20 protein-coding genes and 1 pseudogene are annotated in these 22438 nt (G+C 58.8%); 8 read left to right on the forward strand and 13 right to left on the reverse strand.

What is annotated here, in order from left to right:
* Positions 1-219 precede the first annotated feature (219 nt).
* Positions 220-1470 (forward strand): 2-aminoadipate transaminase, encoded by a 1251-nt coding sequence (locus tag AB7M25_RS25785; RefSeq protein WP_454238153.1) that lies wholly within the window; start codon positions 220-222, stop codon positions 1468-1470.
* Positions 1471-1698: 228 nt separating this feature from the next.
* On the opposite strand, the gene trxB is transcribed toward AB7M25_RS25785, so the two are convergent.
* A complete protein-coding gene (gene trxB / locus AB7M25_RS25790; protein WP_007970300.1) occupies positions 1699-2655 on the reverse strand; it encodes a thioredoxin-disulfide reductase in 957 nt (318 codons plus the stop codon).
* 315 nt (positions 2656-2970) lie between these two features.
* Here trxB and cysZ point away from each other — a divergent pair, with 315 nt between their 5' ends.
* Complete coding sequence (cysZ, locus tag AB7M25_RS25795) at positions 2971-3726, forward strand: sulfate transporter CysZ (RefSeq protein WP_429384132.1); 756 nt, start codon at positions 2971-2973, stop codon at positions 3724-3726.
* 215 nt (positions 3727-3941) lie between these two features.
* Here cysZ and AB7M25_RS25800 read toward each other — a convergent pair whose 3' ends face one another.
* On the reverse strand, positions 3942-4742 hold the full coding sequence (locus AB7M25_RS25800; protein WP_429384135.1) for a hypothetical protein: 801 nt from the start codon (positions 4740-4742) through the stop codon (positions 3942-3944).
* 31 nt (positions 4743-4773) lie between these two features.
* Between AB7M25_RS25800 and AB7M25_RS25805 the strand changes: the two genes are divergently transcribed.
* Positions 4774-5973: a glycosyltransferase family 4 protein gene (locus AB7M25_RS25805; protein WP_429384423.1), complete on the forward strand. Its 1200-nt coding sequence runs from the start codon at positions 4774-4776 to the stop codon at positions 5971-5973.
* 107 nt (positions 5974-6080) lie between these two features.
* Here AB7M25_RS25805 and AB7M25_RS25810 read toward each other — a convergent pair whose 3' ends face one another.
* From AB7M25_RS25810 to AB7M25_RS25820, 3 genes are all read right to left on the reverse strand, one after another.
* Entirely contained in the window at positions 6081-7184 is a 1104-nt protein-coding gene (locus AB7M25_RS25810) for an NADH:flavin oxidoreductase (protein ID WP_429384137.1), read from the reverse strand.
* Between the two features lie 219 nt (positions 7185-7403).
* Positions 7404-7886, reverse strand: coding sequence for a glutathione peroxidase (locus AB7M25_RS25815; RefSeq protein ID WP_429384139.1), 483 nt, complete (start codon positions 7884-7886; stop codon positions 7404-7406).
* A 122-nt stretch (positions 7887-8008) separates the two neighbouring features.
* Positions 8009-8494: an FKBP-type peptidyl-prolyl cis-trans isomerase gene (locus AB7M25_RS25820; protein WP_007986735.1), complete on the reverse strand. Its 486-nt coding sequence runs from the start codon at positions 8492-8494 to the stop codon at positions 8009-8011.
* Between AB7M25_RS25820 and AB7M25_RS25825 the strand changes: the two genes are divergently transcribed.
* The 3 genes from AB7M25_RS25825 to AB7M25_RS25835 are packed head-to-tail and all read left to right on the forward strand — an operon-like array spanning position 8463 to position 11855.
* Positions 8463-8789 (forward strand): DUF3565 domain-containing protein, encoded by a 327-nt coding sequence (locus AB7M25_RS25825; RefSeq protein ID WP_454238154.1) that lies wholly within the window; start codon positions 8463-8465, stop codon positions 8787-8789. The genes AB7M25_RS25820 and AB7M25_RS25825 overlap by 32 nt on opposite strands.
* Positions 8790-8849: 60 nt before the next feature.
* The gene (pta, locus tag AB7M25_RS25830) at positions 8850-10949 is read left to right on the forward strand and encodes a phosphate acetyltransferase (RefSeq protein WP_429384142.1); all 2100 of its coding nucleotides are present in this window, start codon (positions 8850-8852) and stop codon (positions 10947-10949) included.
* Positions 10950-11855, forward strand: coding sequence for an acyltransferase (locus AB7M25_RS25835; RefSeq protein ID WP_454238155.1), 906 nt, complete (start codon positions 10950-10952; stop codon positions 11853-11855).
* 422 nt (positions 11856-12277) lie between these two features.
* Here the strand turns inward: AB7M25_RS25835 and AB7M25_RS25840 are convergent, their stop codons facing one another.
* The 3 genes from AB7M25_RS25840 to AB7M25_RS25850 are packed head-to-tail and all read right to left on the reverse strand — an operon-like array spanning position 12278 to position 14195.
* Positions 12278-13072: a hypothetical protein gene (locus tag AB7M25_RS25840; RefSeq protein ID WP_429384146.1), complete on the reverse strand. Its 795-nt coding sequence runs from the start codon at positions 13070-13072 to the stop codon at positions 12278-12280.
* A 3-nt stretch (positions 13073-13075) separates the two neighbouring features.
* Positions 13076-13660, reverse strand: a complete 585-nt coding sequence (locus AB7M25_RS25845; RefSeq protein WP_429519586.1) for a 2OG-Fe(II) oxygenase — start codon at positions 13658-13660, stop codon at positions 13076-13078.
* On the reverse strand, positions 13647-14195 hold the full coding sequence (locus AB7M25_RS25850) for a hypothetical protein (protein ID WP_454238156.1): 549 nt from the start codon (positions 14193-14195) through the stop codon (positions 13647-13649). Before AB7M25_RS25850 ends, AB7M25_RS25845 begins: the two co-directional genes overlap by 14 nt.
* A 218-nt stretch (positions 14196-14413) precedes the next feature.
* Here AB7M25_RS25850 and AB7M25_RS25855 point away from each other — a divergent pair.
* A pseudogene (locus AB7M25_RS25855) lies at positions 14414-14614 on the forward strand (acyltransferase); the annotation flags it as partial.
* 178 nt (positions 14615-14792) lie between these two features.
* Here AB7M25_RS25855 and cysN read toward each other — a convergent pair.
* The 3 genes from cysN to AB7M25_RS25870 form a co-directional block, all read right to left on the reverse strand.
* Positions 14793-16691 (reverse strand): sulfate adenylyltransferase subunit CysN, encoded by a 1899-nt coding sequence (cysN, locus tag AB7M25_RS25860; RefSeq protein ID WP_103394176.1) that lies wholly within the window; start codon positions 16689-16691, stop codon positions 14793-14795.
* A gap of 9 nt (positions 16692-16700) precedes the next feature.
* Positions 16701-17618: a sulfate adenylyltransferase subunit CysD gene (gene cysD / locus AB7M25_RS25865; RefSeq protein ID WP_007970286.1), complete on the reverse strand. Its 918-nt coding sequence runs from the start codon at positions 17616-17618 to the stop codon at positions 16701-16703.
* Positions 17619-17878: 260 nt separating this feature from the next.
* Positions 17879-18637: a Nif3-like dinuclear metal center hexameric protein gene (locus tag AB7M25_RS25870; RefSeq protein ID WP_429384153.1), complete on the reverse strand. Its 759-nt coding sequence runs from the start codon at positions 18635-18637 to the stop codon at positions 17879-17881.
* 103 nt (positions 18638-18740) lie between these two features.
* On the opposite strand from AB7M25_RS25870, the gene algW reads away from it, so the two are divergent.
* Positions 18741-19901 carry a Do family serine endopeptidase AlgW gene (gene algW, locus AB7M25_RS25875; RefSeq protein ID WP_103394174.1) on the forward strand — a complete coding sequence of 387 codons (1161 nt, stop codon included), beginning with the start codon at positions 18741-18743 and terminating at the stop codon, positions 19899-19901.
* A 121-nt stretch (positions 19902-20022) separates the two neighbouring features.
* On the opposite strand, the gene hisC is transcribed toward algW, so the two are convergent.
* Positions 20023-21075 carry a histidinol-phosphate transaminase gene (hisC, locus tag AB7M25_RS25880; protein WP_429384156.1) on the reverse strand — a complete coding sequence of 351 codons (1053 nt, stop codon included), beginning with the start codon at positions 21073-21075 and terminating at the stop codon, positions 20023-20025.
* A gap of 2 nt (positions 21076-21077) precedes the next feature.
* Complete coding sequence (gene hisD / locus AB7M25_RS25885) at positions 21078-22403, reverse strand: histidinol dehydrogenase (RefSeq protein ID WP_454238157.1); 1326 nt, start codon at positions 22401-22403, stop codon at positions 21078-21080.
* Positions 22404-22438: the final 35 nt, after the last annotated feature.

Below are 22438 nucleotides of genomic sequence, written 5' to 3' on the forward strand. Positions count from 1 at the left end.
TGTAGGAGCGAGCTTGCTCGCGATGAAACCAAGAGCGCCGCTGGGCATCTGGTTTTACGCGTAATCGTTCACCACCTTCGCGAGCAAGCTCGCTCCTACAGGTGTTCCACAGCACGTCCCGACTTTTAAGATTGACCCGGCAACTTTATTTCGTTTGCCCCGTAGCACCGCTCACGGCTTAGATAAAAAGAAGTCCTCCTTCTTCCGAGTCGGTCATTCATGCGCAGCGAAACCATCAGCCAGTCGATCAACATCGTTCACCCTGTCACGCTCAGCCATGGCAAGAATGCCGAGGTCTGGGACACCGATGGCAAACGCTACATCGACTTTGTCGGTGGCATTGGCGTGCTGAACCTCGGCCATTGCCATCCGCGCATCGTCGAGGCCATTCGCGAACAAGCCACGCGGCTGACCCACTATGCGTTCAACGCGGCGCCCCATGTGCCTTACCTCGAACTGATGGATCGCCTCAGTGCGTTCATGCCGGTGGGTTACCCGGTCAGCGGCATGCTCACCAACAGCGGCGCGGAAGCGGCGGAAAACGCCCTGAAGATCGTCCGTGGCGCCACCGGTCGCAGCGCGGTCATCGCCTTCGACGGCGCATTCCACGGCCGCACACTGGCCACGCTCAACCTCAATGGCAAAGTGGCGCCCTACAAACAGAAAATCGGCGTGCTACCGGGGCCGGTGTATCACCTGCCCTTTCCCGGCCCGGACAACGGCGTGACCTGCGCCGAAGCCCTCAAAGCCATGGAGCGCCTGTTCAGCGTCGAGATTGATGTCGAAGACGTCGCCTGCTTTATCGTTGAACCGGTGCAGGGCGAAGCGGGCTTCCTGGCCATGGACGTCGAGTTCGCCCAGGCGCTGCGCAAGTTGTGCGACGACAAGGCCATTGTGCTGATCGCCGATGAAATCCAGTCCGGTTTCGGCCGCACCGGCCAGCGGTTCGCGTTCTCGCGGCTGGGCATCGAACCGGACCTGGTCCTGCTCGGCAAAAGCATCGCCGGCGGCGTACCGCTGGGGGCGGTGGTCGGGCGCAAATCGCTGTTGGATAACCTGCCCAAGGGCGGACTCGGTGGCACTTACTCGGGCAATCCCATCGCCTGCGCCGCCGCACTGGCAACGCTGGATGAAATGACCGATGCCAACCTGCACGCCTGGGGCACACAGCAGGAAGAAGCGATTGTCGGCCGCTATGAAACCTGGCGTTTGAACAACCTGACGCCGTATCTGGGACGCCTGACCGGCGTCGGCGCCATGCGCGGCATCGAGCTGATCAACGCCGATGGCTCGCCCGCCCCGGCACAATTGGCCCAACTGCTGGCTTTGGCGCGGGATGCGGGCCTGCTGCTGATGCCCAGTGGCAAATCGCGGCACATCATTCGCTTGCTGGCGCCCTTGACCATTGAGGCGACAGTGCTGGAAGAAGGGCTGGATATTCTTGAGGCGTGCCTGGCAAAACTGGCGTGAAAGCAAATCCCACAAGGGATTTGAGGCCAGCACAACATTTGTGGGCGACATCAATTAAATGTGGGAGCGGGCTTGCTCGCGAATGCGGTGTGTCAGGCAATGATGATGTTGAATTTGATGGCCTCTTCGCGAGCAAGCCCGCTCCCACACTGGAATGTGCTCAGGCATAAAATTGTGGGCATAAAAAAACCGGCCGAAGCCGGTTTTTTCATTTCGACGAAAGCAGAATCAAGCGTTCTGCAGATTGTCGAGGTAACGCTCGGCATCCAGTGCCGCCATGCAGCCGGCGCCAGCCGAGGTGATGGCCTGACGGTACACGTGGTCGGCCACGTCACCGGCGGCGAAGATGCCTTCGAGGTTGGTGGCGGTGGCGTTGCCGTCACGGCCGCCCTGCACGACCAGGTAACCGTCTTTCAACGTCAGCTGGCCTTCGAACAACGAAGTGTTCGGGGTGTGGCCGATGGCGATGAACACGCCGTCGACTTTCACTTCGTCGAAGCTGCCGTCGTTGTTCTTCAGGCGGGCACCGGTCACGCCCATGTTGTCGCCCAGTACTTCGTCCAGGGTCGCGTTCAGCTTCAGCTCGATCTTGCCTTCGGCAACGCGGGCGTTCAGCTTGTCGATCAGGATCTTCTCGGCGCGGAAGGTTTCGCGACGGTGGATCAGGGTAACTTTGCTGGCGATGTTGGCCAGGTACAGGGCTTCTTCGACAGCGGTGTTGCCACCGCCGACCACGGCAACCGGCTTGTTGCGATAGAAGAAACCGTCGCAGGTTGCGCAGGCGGAGACGCCTTTGCCCATGAACGCTTCTTCAGACGGCAGGCCCAGGTAACGAGCACTGGCGCCGGTGGCGATGATCAGGGCGTCGCAGGTGTAGGTCGCACTGTCGCCAGTCAGAGTGTACGGCTTGGCAGCGAAGTCCACGGCATTGATGTGATCGAAAACGATCTCGGTTTCAAAGCGTTCGGCGTGCTCGCGCATCCGCTCCATCAGCGCCGGGCCGGTCAGGCCGTGGACGTCGCCCGGCCAGTTGTCGACTTCGGTGGTGGTGGTCAGTTGACCGCCGGCCTGCATGCCGGTGATCAGCAGTGGCTTGAGGTTGGCACGGGCGGCATAGACCGCGGCGCTGTAACCGGCAGGGCCGGAACCGAGAATAATCACTCGCGAATGACGGACTTCAGACATGACCTGCTCCTGTTGACCGGCCCGGAACACCTGGCGCGGAACGCCGGATTGCCGGCTGGAATAAAAAAGAACGGTTGAAAGCACTTGGGGAAGGCTTGAACCCGACCGTCCTGTAAAAAGATTGGGTGCAGCGTATCGAGGGGGCGAAGATTAAGGAAATACGGATTAACAATCCAGCTCATAGGTGGTCTCTATGCAATCTGCCCGACGATATCGACGTCTTTGTTACAGTGAATGTCGATACCGCCACCGCGCTTTCGCCTGTGAAGCAAAGCCGGTAAGGTCGGCGCGTTTACCCTCTGCCCGGAGCACCTTATGCCCGCCCCTGTTCTGTCCGGCCCGCAATACCTGCGTGAAGGCCTCAAGCTGGTGCTGAGCCCCAGCCTGCGTTTGTTTGTGTTGTTGCCGCTGGCGATCAACCTGGTGCTGTTCGTCGGATTGATCTACCTGGCCGGCCATCAATTCAGCCTGTGGGTCGACACGCTGATGCCGTCCCTGCCCGACTGGCTGAGTTTTCTCAGCTACATCCTCTGGCCGCTGTTCGTAGTCCTCGTCGTGCTGATGGTGTTCTTCACCTTCACCATGCTCGCCAACGTCATTGCCGCGCCATTCAACGGCTTCCTCGCGGAGAAAGTCGAAGTGGTGGTGCGCGGCACCGATGATTTTCCGGCCTTCAGCTGGGGCGAACTGATTGCGATGATCCCGCGCACCCTGGCCCGGGAAATGCGCAAGCTCGGCTACTTCCTGCCGCGGGCGATCGGGCTGTTCATCCTCTCGTTCATCCCGGTGGTGAACATCATCGCCGCGCCACTATGGCTATTGTTCGGGGTGTGGATGATGGCGATCCAGTACATCGACTACCCGGCGGACAACCACAAGCTGGGCTGGAACGAAATGCTTGGCTGGCTGCGCGAGAAGCGCTGGCAGAGCATGAGTTTTGGCGGGAGTGTTTATCTGGTGTTGCTGATTCCGGTGGTCAACATCCTGATGATGCCGGCGGCTGTGGCGGGGGCGACGTTGTTCTGGGTGCGTGAGCGGGGTGCCGAGGCGCGGGGGATTCCTGCCCGATGACAGACGTCATGCAGGCAGCAAACTGGCAGAACCAGTTGAAGACCCTTCATCAGCGGACCTGATTCTCCCAGAGACGTTTGGTAAAAAACCTGCGGTAAGGACGCTTGATCCTTGCCGCAGATTCCTCAGGAGGGGCCGTACTCCGTCACCTTCGAATTTGACCGCCTGCAGCGGGGAGATGAAAACAGTTTCGCGAATTGCCCTCTCCGACTCGATTATTCAACTTGAAACATAATCATCCCGCTAGGCGAAGAAGACATGCCGTTCACAAACGCCACCGCTTTGACGCCCTTGAGACCGCGGTCCCACGAACGGGTGAAACGCCAAAGACCAGGCATTAATTTTGTGGCCGAGCCTAGGATACTATCGTCATAGTTCAGTATCTGAACAGCGCTCGCTGCAGGGTCACAGCCCACGACAATTGGCACAGGGCCTTGCCGGTATCGGCTATCGTCCACGGGTGCCGCAATCAATGGCGCATCGCTTTTTACGGACACAGTGAACCTTCGCTCTACGCTTGGATAGGAGGGCACTCCATTCACAATCTGTCCAGTCCTGACGGACCACTGACCCTCGACCCACTTATGGAGGTATCGCCACTTTTTGCCTTCAACGATAGCCTCGGCCCAGATGGTGTTATCCGGATTCAAAATGTGAACCTTGGCGCCTTGTAAACAGTCCCCCGCTAACATCACGTATCCAGGGGCATGTTGACTGTTTTGTGGGGGGTAAAGAGTCGTTGGCGGATTCACCGCGACTGCGTCAGTTCCTTTTGCCACCTCTGACGAAAGTTGTAATTGATATGGATTTTTTGTCTGGTCGGTCATGATATTAGTGCTCCAGTTCGCGGCGGAATTGCCGGCAAGCGGAACCTTTTTAGCCCTGCGACAGCGTGCAAACAACCTCTCAAAACTGACAGTCCAGGCGAACGGTGCGCTGTTTCCTGAATCGGATTCTGCGTAACCGGCCTCGGTTTCAACTGCCCAGGCTTGATGAACACAAGTTTGCATCGTCACAAATCCATCATCCCGACGTCACACTGACGACATCGCCCCAGCCGACACTGGGGTCATGACGACAGCTCTGCATATCACCCTGATCACCGAAACCTTCCCTCCGGAAATCAACGGCGTGGCCAATACCCTGGGTCGCTTGTGCGACGGTTTGCGCGCGCGAGGGCATCAGGTGGAACTGGTGCGACCACGCCAGAGCTGTGACCAGCAGTCGGCCAGCGACGATGAACTGCTGCTGTGCCGCGGTTGGCCGCTCCCGGGCTATCCCGGTCTGCAATGGGGTCAGTCGTCGATGCACAAGCTGCTGCGGCGCTGGACGCGTCACCGTCCGGACGTGCTCTACATTGCCACCGAGGGTCCGTTGGGCCTGTCGGCCTTGCGTGCGGCACGGCGTCTGGGGATTTCCGTGGTCAGCGGTTTCCACACCAATTTCCAGCAGTACTCCAACCAGTACGGCCTAGGTTTGCTCACGCGCCTGCTGACTCACTACCTGCGCTGGTTCCACAACCGTTCGACCATGACCCTGGTGCCCAGCGTCAGTCAGCGCCTGGAGCTGGAACGACGGCATTTCGAACGACTGGCGTTGCTCTCCCGAGGGGTCGACAGTGAGTTGTTTCACCCGGCCAAACGATTAAGTGCCCTGCGCGAGCAATGGGGACTGACCGAGGAAGACATCGTCGTCATTCACGTCGGACGCCTGGCCCCGGAAAAGAATCTTGGCTTGCTCAAACGCACCTTCAATACCCTCAAGGCGAGTTATCCCCGGCGCACCCTGAAACTGATCGTGGTCGGCGACGGTCCGCAGCGCCAGGAACTGCAAAACGAAATGCCCGAGGCGATTTTCTGCGGCACCCAGCGGGGTGAAGCCCTGGCCTGTCACTACGCGTCGGGCGACGTGTTTCTGTTTCCGAGCCTGACTGAAACCTTCGGCAATGTGGTGCTTGAAGCACTGGCCTCGGGACTCGGCGTGGTGGCCTACGATCAGGCAGCGGCGGCCCAGCATATTCGTCATGGCTACAACGGTGTGTTGGCGATGCCGGGGGATGAAGAAGCGTTTTGCGATGCAGCGGCATGGCTGCTGGAGGACAGGGAAACCTTGCGCAATGTGCGGCTCAATGCACGCCAGCATGCCAGTCGCCAAGGCTGGGCGACGATCATCGAGCAGTTCGAGGGACAGTTGCGGGGGGCTTGTACCGGGGAGATGGTGGTGCCGAATGCACCCACCGTGCCTTGAATCTTTGGTGTTTTGGCGAACGTTATCGCCGGCAAGCCGGCTCCTACAGATTCTGAAAACACCTGTAGGAGCCGGCTTGCCGGCGATGGCGTCACTGCAGACGCCGCTTATACCAGTGTCATCAACGCCTCGCGGCTGAACGGCAGGATGTCTTCCTCACGACCATCGCGCACTTTCTGTGCCCAGTCCGGGTCCACCAACAACGCACGACCGACCGCCACCAGGTCGAACTCATCGTTGTTCAGGCGCTCCAGCAGTTTTTCCAGGCTGGCCGGTTGTGCCACCTTGTCGGTGTTGACCATGAACTGCAGAAACTCGCCATCCAGGCCGACGCTGCCCACGGTGATGGTCGGCTTGCCGGTGAGTTGGCGGGTCCAGCCAGCCAGGTTCAGCTCGGAACCCTCGAACTCCGGCTCCCAGAAGCGGCGGGTCGAGCAGTGGAAAATATCCACGCCAGCATCGGCCAACGGTTTGAGGAACTCGCCCAACGCCTCCGGGGTTTGCACCAGACGTGCGGTGTAGTCCTGCTGCTTCCACTGGGAGAAGCGGAAGATGATCGGGAAACCTTCTCCGACTGCGGCACGCACGGCCTGAATCAATTCAATGGCGAAGCGCGAACGGTTGGCCAGGCTGCCGCCGTATTCGTCGGTACGCTGGTTGCTGCCTTCCCAGAAGAACTGGTCGACCAGGTAACCGTGGGCACCGTGGATTTCCACGCCGTCCATGCCGATGCTCTGGGCATCCTTGGCAGCCTGGGCGAACGCGGCGATCACGTCCTGGATATCCTGCTGGGTCATGCCGTGCACAACGACCTGGCCGTCCTTGATTTTTTCCGACGGGCCATAGCCCGGTACGCTGGCGTCCGGTTCGGTGCCGATACGACGTACGCTGCCCACATGCCACAACTGCGGAACGATCTTGCCGCCTTCGGCGTGAACGGCGTCGACGACTTTCTTCCAGCCGGCCAGCGCCGCTTCACCATAGAAGTGCGGAACGTTGGGGTAGCCGTTGGAAGCCTTGTGACCGACGGTGGTGCCTTCGGTGATGATCAGGCCGACGCCCGCAGCGGCGCGACGACGGTAGTATTCGATCACTTTGGAATTCGGCACGCCGCCCGGAGAAAAGGAGCGGGTCATCGGCGCCATGACGACACGGGTCGGCAATTCGAGGGTGCCGAGGTGGAACGGTTTGAACAGGGCTTTTACGGGCATGGGACGCTCCACGGAAGAAGGACTTTATGACGGTGATAATATGGAGAGTCCAACGCATTGAACAGCATTATTGATCAGCGTGATTAAGGGTCAAAAGGCAGGGAGTACTGTAGGAGTGAGCCCGCTCGCGATGGTCGTCAACGATGACACTGTAATCCAGGCACAGCGCGGCGTTCTCAGGTTCATCGCGAGCAAGCTCGCTCCTACAGGGGAGGGGAATCAGCTCAGCGCTTTTTCAATCGCATGAACAATGGTCGGATCATCCGGCGCCGTGCGTGGCGAGAACCGCGCCAGTACGCGGCCGTCCTTGCCCAGCAGGAACTTCTCGAAGTTCCAGGTGATATCGCCGGGGAATTCCGCGCCCTCGCCCGCCAGCAAGCGGTACAACTGATGACGGTCATGCCCGTTGACTTGCAGCTTGCTGGACAACGGAAAGGTCACACCATAGTTGAGGCTGCAGAAATCCTTGATCTCCTGCTCGGTCCCCGGCTCCTGCCCGGCAAACTGGTTGCACGGCAGGCCCAACACGCTGAAGCCTTTGCCCTTGTATTGTTGGTAGAGGTTTTCCAGCGCCGCGTACTGCGGGGTCAGGCCGCATTTGGAGGCGACGTTGACCACCAATACGACTTGGCCTTTGAAAGGCGCCAGAGGTAGCTCCTGTCCATCCAGGGCTGTCAATTTAAGGTCGTGAAAAGCACTCATGGCGTACTCCAGATTCCCGTGTTCTTCTCGAAACAGCCACTTGGCGGTGTCGTCAGGGACAGCCGCAGACTAAAAAGGCGCCCTCGGGGCGCCTCTCCAGTTATCTGAGCTTAGCGCAGAAATCAGTGGTGATGGCCACCTTCGCCATGGACGTGGCCATGAGCGATTTCTTCCTGGCTGGCGTCACGGATGGCAACGATCTTGACCTGGAAATTCAGGCGCTGACCGGCCAACGGGTGGTTACCGTCAACGGTCACGTCGTCGCCGTCCAGATCACGGATGGTCACGATCTGCATCTGGCCGTCCGGAGCGGAAGCGTGGAACTGCATGCCCACTTCCAGCTCGTCGACGCCTTCGAACATGCTGCGGCTCAGGGTGCTGACCAGTTCGGCAGCGTATTCGCCGTAAGCGTCTTCCGGTTCAACGGCTACGGTCAGCTCGTCGCCGACAGCCTTGCCTTCCAGAGCCCTTTCCAGGCCCGGGATGATGTTGCCTGCGCCTTGCAGGTAGACCAGCGGCGCGCCGCCGGCGGAGCTGTCGATGACCTCACCAGCGTCGTTGGTCAGGGTATAGTCGATGGAGACAGCCTTATTGGCGGCGATCAGCATGGGGCGAGACCTTTTGCATAAGAAGATTGAAAGGCCAAGTTTAGCGAAGCAATCGACCGAAAGCGAACACAACCCGGACAAACGGGATTCGACGGTCACAGGCTTCCATCAAGACGAGGACGGCCACTGGGTGGCCGAGCTTTCCTGCGGCCACACCCAACACCTGCGGCACCAGCCGCCCTGGCAATCCCGCGTCTGGGTCATGGACCCTGTGCAGCGCCAGGAAAAAATAGGCCAGCCCTTTGATTGCGGTTGGTGCGCACAAGGCACGGTTAGCGATAACCTTGGCGACTGAATTTCGGTAGATCGTCAGATATAGATGATCGCCTTTGCAATGCACCTCCAGAGAATCCGCATGCAAACTTTTTTTATCGCGCCCACCGACTTTGGTGTGGGTCTGACCTCCATCAGCCTCGGGCTGGTGCGTACCCTTGAGCGCGCCGGGCTCAAGGTCGGCTTTTTCAAACCGATTGCCCAGCCGCATCCGGGCGACACGGGCCCGGAACGCTCCACCGAACTGGTGGCGCGCACCCACGGCTTGAAACCGCCTCAGCCACTGGGCCTTGCGCATGTCGAGCGCATGCTCGGCGACGGTCAACTCGATGAGTTGCTCGAAGAAATCATCACCCTGTACCAGCAGGCGGCCATCGGCAAGGACGTGCTGATCGTCGAAGGCATGGTGCCGACCCGCAGCGCCAGTTACGCCGCACGGGTCAACCTGCACCTGGCCAAGAGCCTCGACGCCGAGGTGATCCTGGTCTCGGCACCGGAAAACGAAGTGCTGACCGAGCTCTCCGGTCGCGTCGAACTGCAGGCGCAATTGTTCGGCGGCCCAAAAGACCCGAAAGTCCTCGGCGTAATCCTCAACAAGGTCAAGACCGACGAAAGCATGGACGCCTTCGCCACGCGCCTGAAAGAGCATTCGCCGTTGCTGCGCAGTGGTGATTTCCGCTTGCTCGGTTGCATTCCGTTCCAGCCGGAACTGAACGCCCCGCGCACCCGCGACGTCGCCGACCTGATGGGGGCGCAAGTGCTCAACGCCGGTGATTATGAAACCCGGCGCATGACCAAAATCATCATTTGCGCCCGCACCATGCGCAACACCGTGGAGTTGCTCAAGCCCGGCGTGCTGGTGGTGACCCCTGGCGACCGCGACGACATCATCCTCGCCGTCAGCCTCGCGGCCTTGAACGGCGTGCCGCTCGCTGGCCTGCTGCTGACCAGCGACACCCTGCCCGACCCACGCATCATGGACCTGTGCCGCGGCGCCCTGCAGGCCGGGCTGCCGGTGCTGTCGGTGAGTACCGGCTCCTATGACACCGCCAACCTGCTCAATGGCCTGAACAAGGAAATCCCCATCGATGACCGCGAGCGCGCCGAAATCATCACCGATTTCATCGCCGGCCATCTCGATGCCAACTGGTTGCACCAGCGCTGCGGGACACCGCGCGAGATGCGCCTGTCGCCAGCGGTGTTCCGCTATCAACTGATCCAGCGCGCCCAGGCGGCCAACAAGCGCATCGTGCTGCCCGAAGGCAGCGAGCCGCTGACCGTGCAGGCCGCCGCGATCTGCCAGGCCCGCGGCATCGCTCGCTGCGTGCTGCTGGCCAAGCCCGAGGACGTGCAGGCCGTCGCGCGCGCCCAGGGCATCGAGCTGCCGCCCGGCCTGGAAATCATCGATCCGGACTTGATCCGCGAACGCTACGTCGAGCCGATGGTCGCGTTGCGCAAAAGCAAAAGCCTCAATGCGCCGATGGCCGAGCAGCAACTCGAAGACACCGTGGTGATCGGCACCATGATGCTGGCCCTGGATGAAGTCGACGGCCTCGTGTCGGGCGTGATCAACACCACCGCCAACACCATCCGCCCGGCCCTGCAGCTGATCAAAACGGCGCCAGGCTGCACCCTGGTGTCTTCGGTGTTCTTCATGCTGTTCCCCGAAGAAGTGCTGGTCTACGGCGACTGCGTGATGAACCCGCACCCGAGCGCCAGCGAACTGGCCGAGATCGCCCTGCAAAGCGCCGACTCGGCCGCCGCCTTCGGCATCACGCCGCGGGTGGCGATGATCAGCTACTCCAGCGGTGAATCGGACAGCGGCGAGGAAGTCGAAAAGGTCCGCGAGGCCACTCTGCTCGCCCACGAACAACAGCACTCGCTGCTGATCGACGGCCCCTTGCAGTACGACGCCGCGGCCAACGAAAGCGTGGCCCGGCAGCTGGCGCCGAACAGCCAGGTGGCCGGTCGTGCCACGGTGTACGTGTTCCCCGACCTCAACACCGGCAACACCACCCACAAAGCCGTGCAGCGCAGCGCCGACTGCGTCAGCCTCGGGCCGATGCTGCAAGGCCTGCGCAAACCGGTGAACGATTTGCCGCGCGGCGCGCAGGTCGACGACATCGTCTACACCATCGCCCTGACCGCGATTCAAGCCGCCAATCGACCTATGGATGTGTAAATGCTGGACTTCCTACCCGCCCCGTTGCGCGGCGTGATCGCCGCGCTGCTGCTGGCCTTGAACACGATTTTGCTGTGCTCGTTCCTGTTCTGCGTGGCGCTCGTCAAGGTATTGCCGTTCGCCCTCACCCAACGCATCGCGGGCTGGCTGATGAGCCATACCCATGAAGCCTGGATCAGCCTCAACAAAGGCTGGATGAACCTGGTGCGCCGCACGCGCTGGCACATCAGCGGCCTGCAAGGCCTCGACTACCGGCACTCGTACCTGATCACCAGCAACCACCAGAGCTGGGTCGACATCCTGGTGCTGCAATACGTGCTCAATCGACGCATCCAACCGTTGAAGTTCTTTCTCAAACAAGAGCTGATCTGGGTTCCGGTGATTGGTCTGGCCTGGTGGGCACTGGGCTTTCCGTTCATGAAGCGCTACTCAAAGACGTACCTGGAGAAGCACCCGGAGAAAAAAGGCAAGGACCTGGAAACCACCCGCAAGACCTGCGCGAAATTCCGCGACAACCCGGTGGGCATTTTCAACTTTGTCGAAGGCACGCGCTTCACCGAGGGCAAGCATGCCCAGCAGAAATCACCTTTCAAGTACCTGCTCAAGCCCAAGGCCGGAGGCATTGCCTTTGTGCTGGATGCGATGGGTGAGCAACTGGAGTCGATGGTCAACGTGACCATCCACTACCCCGCCGGGCGTCCTGGTTTCTGGGACTTGTTGTGCGGGAACATTGCGGATGTGGTGGTGCACTTTGAAGAGCTGAAGATTCCGCCACAGTTCATCGGCAAGAACTACGACCAGGATGGTGAGTATCGATTGCAGTTCCAGGGCTGGATCAATCAGATGTGGCAGAACAAGGATGCGTTGCTGGAACAGATGCATCGCGAGTATCCAGCGAAGTCTTGAGGTGCCTGTACTGGCCTCTTCGCTGGCAAGCCAGCTCCTACAGGAATCGCGCCGTACACAAGAAACGTGAACACCTCAAACACTGTGGGAGCTGGCTTGCCAGCGATGACGATTTCAAGGACACAAAAAAACCCGCCGATGATCACTCATCGGCGGTTTTTTCATTTCTGCCTAGCGCTTAAATCGCACCACGCTCACGCAGCAGACCCAGCACTTGCTTGACGCCCATTTCCAGTGACACCGGTCGGAGCGTTATTGCACGCAAGCTTTACGAAGCCAGGCTGACGATTATCCACACGCAACCGCCATCTCAAGTTCAGCCTGACTCGGGCTTAGCTCTTAAGAGTGTCAAATAGCTAGTTAATCTGTATTAAACATCGGAGGTCAAACGTGAGGAGCAGAAAATCTAAACATACGGGCCGCTACACATAACCATCACTTCCTCCTGTACAGCAACCATACTCATCACCGCTGTCATCAGAGCCATCATTAACCTCAAGCGGTCCAATGGTTACAACTGGGATAACGTCAGGAGGTGGAGCCGGTAAAACAGGAGATATTGGGGCATATACCCCTCCACCGCCAATATTCTCATCGAAAACAGGTACCGCTGAGGGCTGTAGCTCTCCGGTTTCAGATATCCAATTACAGGAAAGCATTTGATTGCCGTAGACATCCCTCAGGGTGTTTTTGTGGACAATCTGCATATCGGGCGCACATACATAGTCAAGGTAGCTTTCCAACCCTTTATCGCTGAAGAAATTCTTGGCATTTGTCGCAATAGTATGGAGCACTTCTGAGTTATAAATCGAATATATCCCGGTACCGATAGCTACAACACTCAAGGTAGCAACAACCGAAAATGGCGCAGTTAGCAAAACAGCCATGGTTGCAATCACCCCCGCAACATTACCTACCAGACTGACAACGTCACCCGTCTTGATTGCGCGCCCATCTCTGAAGTCGATCCCTATTTTTAGAAAAGTTATCGTACCGGCGACTACATTGGCGGGCATATTTACAATCGGAACATAAGGGCCTGCCAACTTTGTCACAGAGGTAACACTCGCTATCACAGCACCGGTTTGCGCCGACTGACTCAGCAACACCATTCCAGTTCCGTTGACTAAAAACTGATCTGCTACTGCAGTCGCCCCTGAGCCAATAGTTACACCATCATTGACGACAGCTACAAATATTTCGGCTTTCCCGGCCATATATTACTCCTTAATCACAGTTTTGAACGCAAGCGTCATCCTTACCTGATCACACTTTACTGAAGGCGATCTCGCCGCATGTGGAATTCGCCCATCAAAAATCACCACACGCCGCGATTTTGGAAGTACTGATTTAATAATATTTTCTTTTTTGTCATCGTAGAATACAAGCTCACCTCCCCAGGAAGTTGGCCAGTGTTCATTACAAAATACGATCACTGTCATCCCTGGGTGCGTCTTGTTATCCCGATGTATAATCGTGTCCTGCCCAAATGTTTGCCCATTTGCATAAACACCTAACAACGTGATTTTGAAATCATGTAATATTGATAGCCTTTCCCAGAAGCGGACAAGAAAACGCCAAGATTCACTTTTACCTAATTCATCCAAACATGATTTCCGATCCGGCCGACCTTTACCCGCAATAAAAACATGCCAACAAGGCCTAACAAACGGAAGCTCCTCATAATTTGGCCAGTTGTATCTCCAAACTGAGCCCTTGAGTTGAACATTTATACATTCCTCCTCCTCCTGAGTTAGAAAATCGTCAATTACAAATACCTCACCATCAACCTTATTTATTTTCACAAGCCATCCTTTTAGCTGCACACCTGTTCCAAACACCAGTCCAAAAAATAATATAGAGAAAATACAATGACGAAATAAACGCCAAAGAAAGTATAAAATAATTATCAACATTAACTGAGTTGATCCAGCGCAATATATCCTGACGACTTATCAACAACCCATAATTATCATCATATACTCCCCAAACAAATTTTTTACTTCGATCAGAATCTACCGCCACCCACAGCTTTCGCGGCTTATCAAAGTTCGCGTACACAACATCGCGACTCGAAGCCTCAATGATATATTTATAAGCAGCCTCATCAACCCCAACCCTCAGATACAAAAAAGATGTTGTCTTTGAAGCTTGCGAAAGCCCTCTATATACAAAGGCTTCTTCCATAACTAATTTATCAGGAACCGGAGGAACATCTATCAACTTACTATAAATATAAAGAAAAAAAACAACATACAACAACAAGACGACTGCACAAAAAACGATTTCAAAAACACTAGAAACATAACCAACCGGAACTGGAAAAAATTTATTTCGCACACCTTGATCCTCGAGCACAAGTTTTCTTAAACCACCAACTACTTCCTTGCAATTGCTTCACTTGATACAAGTTGCGCGAAAACACTTCTACGCTGCCACAAATATTATTCTCACTTACAAAACAATTAAACTTCACTACTTCCGACCTTTTTGTAGTCCATTTCCGATCAAGGATTCTGGCCATTCCTTCTGACTTTAGATTTTCAGAGGTTTCCTGGTTCTGGGACCTGCTATGTGGATGCGTGAAAGACGCGGTGGTGCGTTTTCAGCAGCTGAAGATTCCGCCACAGTTCATCGGCAAGAACTACGACCAGGATGGTGAGTATCGATTGCAGTTCCAGGGCTGGATCAATCAGATGTGGCAGAACAAGGATGCGTTGCTGGAACAGATGCATCGCGAGTATCCAGCGAAGTCTTGAGGTGCCTGTACTGGCCTCTTCGCTGGCAAGCCAGCTCCTACAGGAATCGCGCCGTACACAAGAAACGTGAACACCTCAAACACTGTGGGAGCTGGCTTGCCAGCGATGACGATTTCAAGGACACAAAAAAACCCGCCGATGATCACTCATCGGCGGGTTTTTCATTTCTGGCTAGCGCTTAAATCGCACCGCGCTCACGCAGCAGAGCCAGCACTTGCTTGACGCCTTCTTCCAGCGACACGGACTGGGTGTCGATCACCAGATCGGCATCCAGCGGTACGTCGTACGGGAAGGACTCACCCGGGATGTTATCCCCGGCCGCCGCGTACAGGCCTTGCGGATCACGCTCGGCACAGACGGTCGGCGAAGCCTGGACGTAGACCGTCAGCAGACGTTCCTTGCCGATCAGTTCCCGGGCCTGTTCACGACCTTCGGCACTCGGCGCAACGAACGCTGCCAGGGTCAGCAGACCGGCTTCGTTGAACTGACGCGCAACGTGCGCGGCACGACGCCAGTTCTCGGTACGCCCGGCGCGATCCTGTGGCAGCCCCTTGTTCAGGTCGTGACGCAGGTTCTGGCCATCGAGTACGAACACTGCACGACCCAGATCGAACAACTTGCGTTCAACCGCATACGCCAGGGTGCTCTTGCCCGCGCCCGACAGGCCGCTGAACAACACGGTGGCCGGTTGCTGGCCGAAGCGCTGTGCGCGTTCTTCGGTGGCGACGTGGGCCAGCTTGCCGTGGTGCGTGCTGGTGCCATGGGCCAAAGGCTGGGCGACGATCATGCCGGCGCCGACAGTGCCGTTGGTCAGGCGGTCGATGATGATGAAGGCACCGGTGGTGCGGTTGCTGTCGTAACCGTCGAGGGCAATCGGCGCGTCGAGCGCGATCTTGACCTTGCCGATTTCGTTCAACTGCAACGCGCTGGCTGGACCTTCTTCCAGGGTGTTCACGTCGACTTTGTTGACGATGCTGGCGATGGAGCCCGGCACGTAACTGGTGGCGCGCTTGATGTCGTATTTCTTGCCCGGCAGCATCGGCTCTTCAGCCATCCACACCAGCATGGCTTCGAAGCTGTCGGTCACCGGCGGCACGTTGTCGGCGTGCACCAACAGGTCGCCACGGGAGATGTCGATTTCGTCTTCCATGGTCAGCGTGACTGCCTGACCTGGACCTGCGTGTTCCAGCTCACCTTCGAAGGTGACGATGGACTTCACGCGGCTGCTCTTGCCCGACGGCAGCACCACGACTTCGTCGCCTTTCTTGACGATGCCGCTGGCCAGCGTACCGGCGAAGCCACGGAAGTTCAGGTTCGGACGGTTGACGTACTGCACCGGGAAACGCAGATCGGTGAAGTTGCGATCGCCCGCCACTTCCACGGTCTCGAGGATTTCCATCAGCGACTGGCCGGTGTACCACGGCGAGCGCTCGGACTTGTTCACCACGTTGTCGCCCTTCAGTGCCGACATCGGCACGAAGTGCATGCTGGTGGGCTTCATCTTCAGGCCTTCGGCGAACTGCAGGTAGTCGGCCTTGATCGACTCGAACACGCCTTGGTCGAAGTCCTTGAGGTCCATCTTGTTGATGGCGACGACGATGTGCTTGATGCCCAGCAACGAGGCGATGAAGCTGTGGCGACGGGTCTGGGTCTGCACGCCGTAGCGGGCGTCGACCAGGATGATCGCCAGGTCACAGGTGGACGCACCGGTGGCCATGTTGCGGGTGTACTGCTCATGGCCGGGGGTGTCGGCGATGATGAATTTGCGCTTGGCGGTAGAGAAATAGCGGTACGCGACATCGATGGTGATGCCTTGTTCACGCTCGGCCTGCAGACCGTCGACCAGTAACGCGAGGTCGATGTCTTCGCCGGTGGTGCCGACTTTTTTCGAGTCGCGGGTGATCGCCTCCAAGTGATCTTCGTAGATCATCTTGGAGTCGTGCAGCAGGCGCCCGATCAGAGTGCTCTTGCCGTCGTCGACGTTACCGCAGGTCAAAAAGCGCAGCAGTTCTTTACGTTCGTGCTGGCCCAGGTAGGCGAGGATGTCCTCGCTGATCAAATCAGATTGATGCGACATGACAGCCCCTTAGAAATAACCTTGACGTTTTTTGTCTTCCATCGAGCCTGCGCCATCGTGGTCGATGACACGGCCCTGGCGCTCGGAAGTTCGCGTCAGGAGCATTTCCTGAATGATGTCCGTGAGGCTTTCGGCCTCGGACTCCACCGCGCCCGTCAACGGGTAGCAACCAAGGGTACGGAAACGCACTTTCTTTTTGACGATGCGCGCTTTGTCTTCATCGCTCAGGTGCTCGAGGATGCGCTCATCATCGATCATGATCAGCGTGCCGTTCTTCTCGATGACTTCACGCTCGGCGGCGAAGTACAGCGGGACGATCGGGATGCCTTCAAGGTAGATGTACTGCCAGATGTCCAGTTCGGTCCAGTTCGACAGCGGGAAGACGCGGATCGACTCGCCCTTGTTGACCTTGCCGTTGTAGACGTTCCACAGCTCGGGACGCTGGTTCTTCGGGTCCCAGCGGTGCTTGCTGTCGCGGAACGAGTACACGCGCTCCTTGGCGCGGGATTTCTCTTCATCGCGACGGGCGCCGCCGAAGGCTGCGTCGAAACCATGCTTGTCGAGTGCCTGCTTGAGGCCCTCGGTCTTCATGATGTCGGTGTGCTTGGCGCTGCCGTGGGTGAACGGGTTGATGTTCTGCGCCACGCCGTCCGGGTTGACGTGGGTGATCAGGTCGAGGCCCAGCTCGGCGACCATCTTGTCGCGGAAGGCGTACATCTCCTGGAATTTCCAGCGAGTGTCGACGTGCATCACCGGAAACGGCAGCTTGCCCGGGAAGAACGCCTTGCGTGCCAGATGCAGCATCACGGCGGAGTCTTTACCGATGGAGTACAGCATCACCGGGTTGTCGAACTCGGCGGCCACCTCGCGGATGATGTGGATGCTTTCCGCCTCCAGCTGTTTCAGATGCGTCAGTTTGTCGACCATGGCTACTCACGAAAGCTTTCTTATGAACGGCCAGCGGGCCGTGTTCGAGCGGGGATCCTAGCACAGCGACCTCTTCTAATCAGGACGCCAACTAGATCGAAAGAGCATATGAATATGCCCCGCTGTTTGGGCACATCGCCCCCCCCCTGTAGGAGCGAGCTTGCTCGCGATGAACCTGAGACCACCGCGGGGTGTCAGGCTTCCAGCGTTATCGTTGACGACCATCGCGAGCAAGCTCGCTCCTACAGGGGATCCCGGATTCAGATCGGGTTTGGGCAATCGATGAAGATGTGCTCCAGCGCAAAGCGCCGCGCCAGATAATCCCCCAGCGCCTGAACGCCGTAGCGCTCGGTGGCATGGTGACCGGCGGCGATGAAGCTGATGTCGTTTTCCCGTGCACTGTGGAAGGTCTGCTCGGAAGCTTCGCCGCTGAGGTACAGGTCGACGCCGGCCGAAATGGCCTGATCGATGTATCCCTGGCCGCCACCGGTGCACCAGCCGACGCGGCGGATCATGGCGCTGCCTTCGATCAACAGCGGCTCACGGCCCATGACTTCCTGTACGCGGCGAGCGAAATCCCGGGGCAGCATCGGCTCGTTCAGCGAACCGACCAGGCCGACAACCTTCAGGTTATCCGGGTCCAGCGGACCTTCGACGGTAATGTCGAGCTGCCGCGCAAGCTGCACGTTATTGCCGACGTCCGGGTGCAGATCCAGCGGCAGGTGATAGGCCAGGAGGCTGATATCGTGCTTGAGCAAGGTCTTCAAACGGCGCTGCTTCATGCCGGTGATACACGGGTTTTCACCCTTCCAGAAGTAGCCGTGGTGCACCAGTACCAGATCGGCATTGGCCTGCACGGCGGCGTCGAGCAACGCCTGGCTGGCAGTGACGCCACTGACAATGCGCATCACTTGCGGACGGCCTTCGACTTGCAAGCCATTGGGGCAGTAATCGGCGATTTTGGCGCTGTTGAGGTAACGGTCGGCTTCTTCGACCAGGGTGCTCAGGGCGACGGCCATGAAAGACTCCTAAATATCCCGTTCAGAGGCGCGTGCGGCCTCGTATAATGCGCGTCATTATGAGCGGTCTCATACCGCCTGCAACTCTCTCAGGAACTGCTTAATGCTCAAGGCGCTGCGTTTTTCCGGCTGGCCGCTGTTGGCCGGCGTGCTTGTCGCTCTTTTGATAATCCAGCGTTACCCGCAGTGGGTCGGGCTCCCGAGCCTCGACGTCAATCTGCAGCAAGCGCCGCAAACCACCAGCATGCAACAGGGCCCGGTGTCTTATGCCGACGCGGTCACCACCGCAGCGCCGTCGGTGGTGAACCTGTACACCACCAAAGTCATCAACAAACCCAATCATCCGTTGTTCGAAGATCCGCAGTTCCGCCGTTTCTTCGGCGATAACTCGCCCAAGCAGAAACGCATGGAATCGAGCCTCGGTTCCGGCGTGATCATGAGCCCGGAAGGCTACATCCTGACCAACAACCACGTGACCAGCGGCGCCGACCAGATCGTCGTGGCGCTCAAGGACGGCCGGGAAACCCTGGCCCGGGTGATCGGCAGCGACCCGGAGACTGACCTCGCGGTGCTGAAAATCGACCTGAAAAACCTGCCGTCGATCACCGTCGGGCGCTCCGACAACATCCGCATCGGCGACGTGGCGCTGGCCATCGGTAACCCGTTCGGCGTCGGCCAGACCGTGACCATGGGCATCATCAGTGCCACCGGGCGCAATCAACTGGGCCTGAACAACTACGAAGACTTCATCCAGACCGATGCCGCGATCAACCCCGGCAACTCGGGCGGTGCACTGGTGGACGCCATTGGCAACCTGACCGGCATCAACACGGCGATCTTCTCCAAGTCCGGCGGCTCCCAGGGAATCGGCTTCGCGATCCCGGTAAAACTGGCAATGGAAGTGATGAAGTCGATCATCGAGCACGGCCAGGTGATTCGTGGCTGGCTGGGTATCGAAGTGCAGCCGCTGACCCAGGAATTGGCCGAATCGTTCGGCTTGTCCGGGCGTCCGGGCATTGTCGTGGCGGGGATTTTCCGCGATGGTCCGGCACAGAAGGCCGGCCTGCAACTGGGTGACGTGATTCTTGCCATCGATGGCGAACCGGCCGGTGATGGGCGGCGCTCGATGAATCAGGTGGCGCGGATCAAGCCGACCGACAAGGTCGCGATCCAGGTGATGCGCAACGGCAAGGAACTCAAGCTGACCGCGGAAATCGGTTTGCGTCCGCCGCCGGCACCGGTCAAAGAGAAAGAAGAAGAGTAAGCGCCCTCCAAAACCAATGTGGGAGCGGGCTTGCTCGCGAAAGCGGTGTGTCAGTCGACGCAGAAGTTAACTGACACACCGCTTTCGCGAGCAAGCCCGCTCCCACAGGGTTGGCGGTGGCTTAGAGGTCGCCCAGACCGTCGATCAGTGCCTGGTTCTGCTCTGGCGTGCCGATGGAGATCCGCAGGAACTGGGCAATCCGCTCCTGCTTGAAGTGCCGGACGATCACGCCCTGCTCACGCAACTTCGCCGCCAACCCCGCCGCATCGTGCCGGGGGTGACGGGCGAAAATGAAGTTCGCCGCTGACGGCAGCACTTCAAATCCCTTGGCCTGCAATTGCCCGACGACCTTCTCGCGATTCTCGATCACCAACCGGCAGGTCTTGTCGAAATACTCACGATCCTCGAACGCGGCAGCGGCGCCGACATTCGCCATGCGATCCAGCGGATAGGAGTTGAAGCTGTTCTTGATCCGCTCCAGCGCTTCGATCAGGTCCGGATGCCCCACCGCCAGGCCAACCCGCAGACCGGCCAGGGAGCGGGACTTGGACAGGGTCTGGGTCACCAGCAGGTTGGGATAACGATCGACCAGAGTGATTGCCGTCTCGCCGCCGAAATCGATGTAAGCCTCGTCCACCACGACCACCGAATCCGGGCTGGCCTTGAGAATCTGCTCCACCGCGTCCAGCGCCAGCAGGCAGCCGGTCGGTGCGTTCGGGTTGGGGAAGATGATCCCGCCGTTCGGCCTGGCGTAGTCCGCCGGATTGATCTGGAATTGCTCGTCCAGCGGCACCGCGTCGAAGTTGATGCCATACAGTCCGCAGTAGACCGGATAGAAGCTGTAGCTGATGTCCGGGAACAGCAGCGGCTGATCGTGCTGCAGCAAACCGTGGAAGATGTGCGCCAGGACTTCGTCGGAACCGTTGCCGAGGAACACCTGATTGCCTTGCACGCCGTAGTACCTGGCGACGGCGCTCTTCAGCAGGTCGCTGTTCGGGTCCGGGTACAGGCGCAGGTTGTCGTTCAGTTCGGTCTGCATCGCGGCCAAGGCCTTGGGCGATGGACCGTACGGGTTTTCGTTGGTGTTGAGCTTTACCAGCTTTGCCAGTTTCGGCTGCTCGCCCGGCACGTAAGGCACCAGATTCTTGACGAACGGGCTCCAGAATTTACTCATGTTCAGTTCCCCTGCTTGTCGTCAACGATGCGGTATTCGGCGCTACGCGCGTGCGCGGTCAGCGACTCGCCACGGGCCAGCACGGATGCGGTCTTGCCCAGTTCCGATGCACCCTGCTCGGAGCAGAAGATGATCGACGAGCGTTTCTGGAAGTCGTACACACCCAGCGGCGAGGAGAAACGCGCGGTGCCGGAGGTCGGCAACACGTGGTTCGGGCCTGCGCAGTAGTCGCCCAAGGCTTCGGAGGTGTGACGGCCCATGAAGATCGCACCGGCGTGACGGATCTGCGGCAGCCAGGCCTGCGGGTCGGCAACGGACAACTCGAGGTGCTCCGGCGCGATGCGGTTGGCCACTTCGATGGCCTGTTCCATGTCGCGAACCTTGATCAGTGCACCACGGCCATTGATCGAGGTTTCAATGATTGCGGCACGCTCCATGGTCGGCATCAATTTGGCGATGCTGGCGGCGACCTTGTCGAGGAACCCGGCATCGGGGCTGACCAGAATGGCCTGGGCGTCTTCGTCGTGCTCGGCCTGGGAGAACAGGTCCATGGCAATCCAGTCCGGATCGGTCTGGCCGTCGCACACCACGAGGATTTCCGAAGGGCCGGCGATCATGTCGATGCCGACCTGGCCAAACACGTGGCGCTTGGCGGTAGCCACATAGATGTTGCCCGGGCCGACGACCTTGTCGACCCTCGGCACGCTTTCGGTGCCGTAAGCCAGCGCCGCAACGGCCTGGGCACCGCCGATGGTGAACACGCGGTCGACACCGGCGATGCAGGCCGCAGCCAGCACAAGCTCGTTGATTTCACCGCGCGGGGTCGGCACGACCATGACCACTTCAGTCACGCCGGCAACCTTGGCCGGAATCGCGTTCATCAGCACCGACGACGGGTACGACGCCTTGCCGCCCGGCACGTACAGACCGGCACGATCCAGCGGCGTGACTTTCTGGCCCAGTACGGTGCCGTCCGCCTCGGTGTAACTCCAGGAGTCCTGCTTCTGCTTCTCGTGGTAGCTGCGCACGCGGGCTGCGGCGACTTCCAGTGCTTCGCGCTGGGCCACGGAGATGCGGGTCAGTGCCAACTCCAGACGCTCGCGCGGCAGGATCAGGTCGGCCATGGACTTCACGTCCAGGCCGTCGAACTGACGGGTGAAGTCCACCAGCGCCGCGTCACCGCGCTCGCGCACGGCCTTGATGATGTCCAGCACCCGCTGATTGACCGAGTCGTCAGACACACTTTCCCAGCTCAGCAGATGATCCAGATGATGCGCGAAATCCGGGTCAGCAGCGTTGAGTCGGCGAATTGCAGTCAGTGCGGTCATAGCGAGAGCCTCATAGGAATGGCAAAAAACTCAGG

This window comes from Pseudomonas sp. AP3_22 TE3818, assembly GCF_053628995.1.

What these genes read in the sequence shown, in the direction of transcription:
- AB7M25_RS25785 (WP_454238153.1), top strand. Translation starts at nt 220, where the DNA reads ATGCGCAGCGAAACCATCAGCCAGTCGATCAACATCGTTCACCCTGTC.
- trxB (WP_007970300.1), bottom strand. Translation starts at nt 2,655, where the DNA reads ATGTCTGAAGTCCGTCATTCGCGAGTGATTATTCTCGGTTCCGGCCCT.
- cysZ (WP_429384132.1), top strand. Translation starts at nt 2,971, where the DNA reads ATGCCCGCCCCTGTTCTGTCCGGCCCGCAATACCTGCGTGAAGGCCTC.
- AB7M25_RS25810 (WP_429384137.1), bottom strand. Translation starts at nt 7,184, where the DNA reads ATGCCCGTAAAAGCCCTGTTCAAACCGTTCCACCTCGGCACCCTCGAA.
- AB7M25_RS25815 (WP_429384139.1), bottom strand. Translation starts at nt 7,886, where the DNA reads ATGAGTGCTTTTCACGACCTTAAATTGACAGCCCTGGATGGACAGGAG.
- AB7M25_RS25825 (WP_454238154.1), top strand. Translation starts at nt 8,463, where the DNA reads ATGGAGACAGCCTTATTGGCGGCGATCAGCATGGGGCGAGACCTTTTG.
- AB7M25_RS25820 (WP_007986735.1), bottom strand. Translation starts at nt 8,494, where the DNA reads ATGCTGATCGCCGCCAATAAGGCTGTCTCCATCGACTATACCCTGACC.
- pta (WP_429384142.1), top strand. Translation starts at nt 8,850, where the DNA reads ATGCAAACTTTTTTTATCGCGCCCACCGACTTTGGTGTGGGTCTGACC.
- AB7M25_RS25835 (WP_454238155.1), top strand. Translation starts at nt 10,950, where the DNA reads ATGCTGGACTTCCTACCCGCCCCGTTGCGCGGCGTGATCGCCGCGCTG.
- AB7M25_RS25840 (WP_429384146.1), bottom strand. Translation starts at nt 13,072, where the DNA reads ATGGCCGGGAAAGCCGAAATATTTGTAGCTGTCGTCAATGATGGTGTA.
- cysN (WP_103394176.1), bottom strand. Translation starts at nt 16,691, where the DNA reads ATGTCGCATCAATCTGATTTGATCAGCGAGGACATCCTCGCCTACCTG.
- cysD (WP_007970286.1), bottom strand. Translation starts at nt 17,618, where the DNA reads ATGGTCGACAAACTGACGCATCTGAAACAGCTGGAGGCGGAAAGCATC.
- AB7M25_RS25870 (WP_429384153.1), bottom strand. Translation starts at nt 18,637, where the DNA reads ATGGCCGTCGCCCTGAGCACCCTGGTCGAAGAAGCCGACCGTTACCTC.
- algW (WP_103394174.1), top strand. Translation starts at nt 18,741, where the DNA reads ATGCTCAAGGCGCTGCGTTTTTCCGGCTGGCCGCTGTTGGCCGGCGTG.
- hisC (WP_429384156.1), bottom strand. Translation starts at nt 21,075, where the DNA reads ATGAGTAAATTCTGGAGCCCGTTCGTCAAGAATCTGGTGCCTTACGTG.
- hisD (WP_454238157.1), bottom strand. Translation starts at nt 22,403, where the DNA reads ATGACCGCACTGACTGCAATTCGCCGACTCAACGCTGCTGACCCGGAT.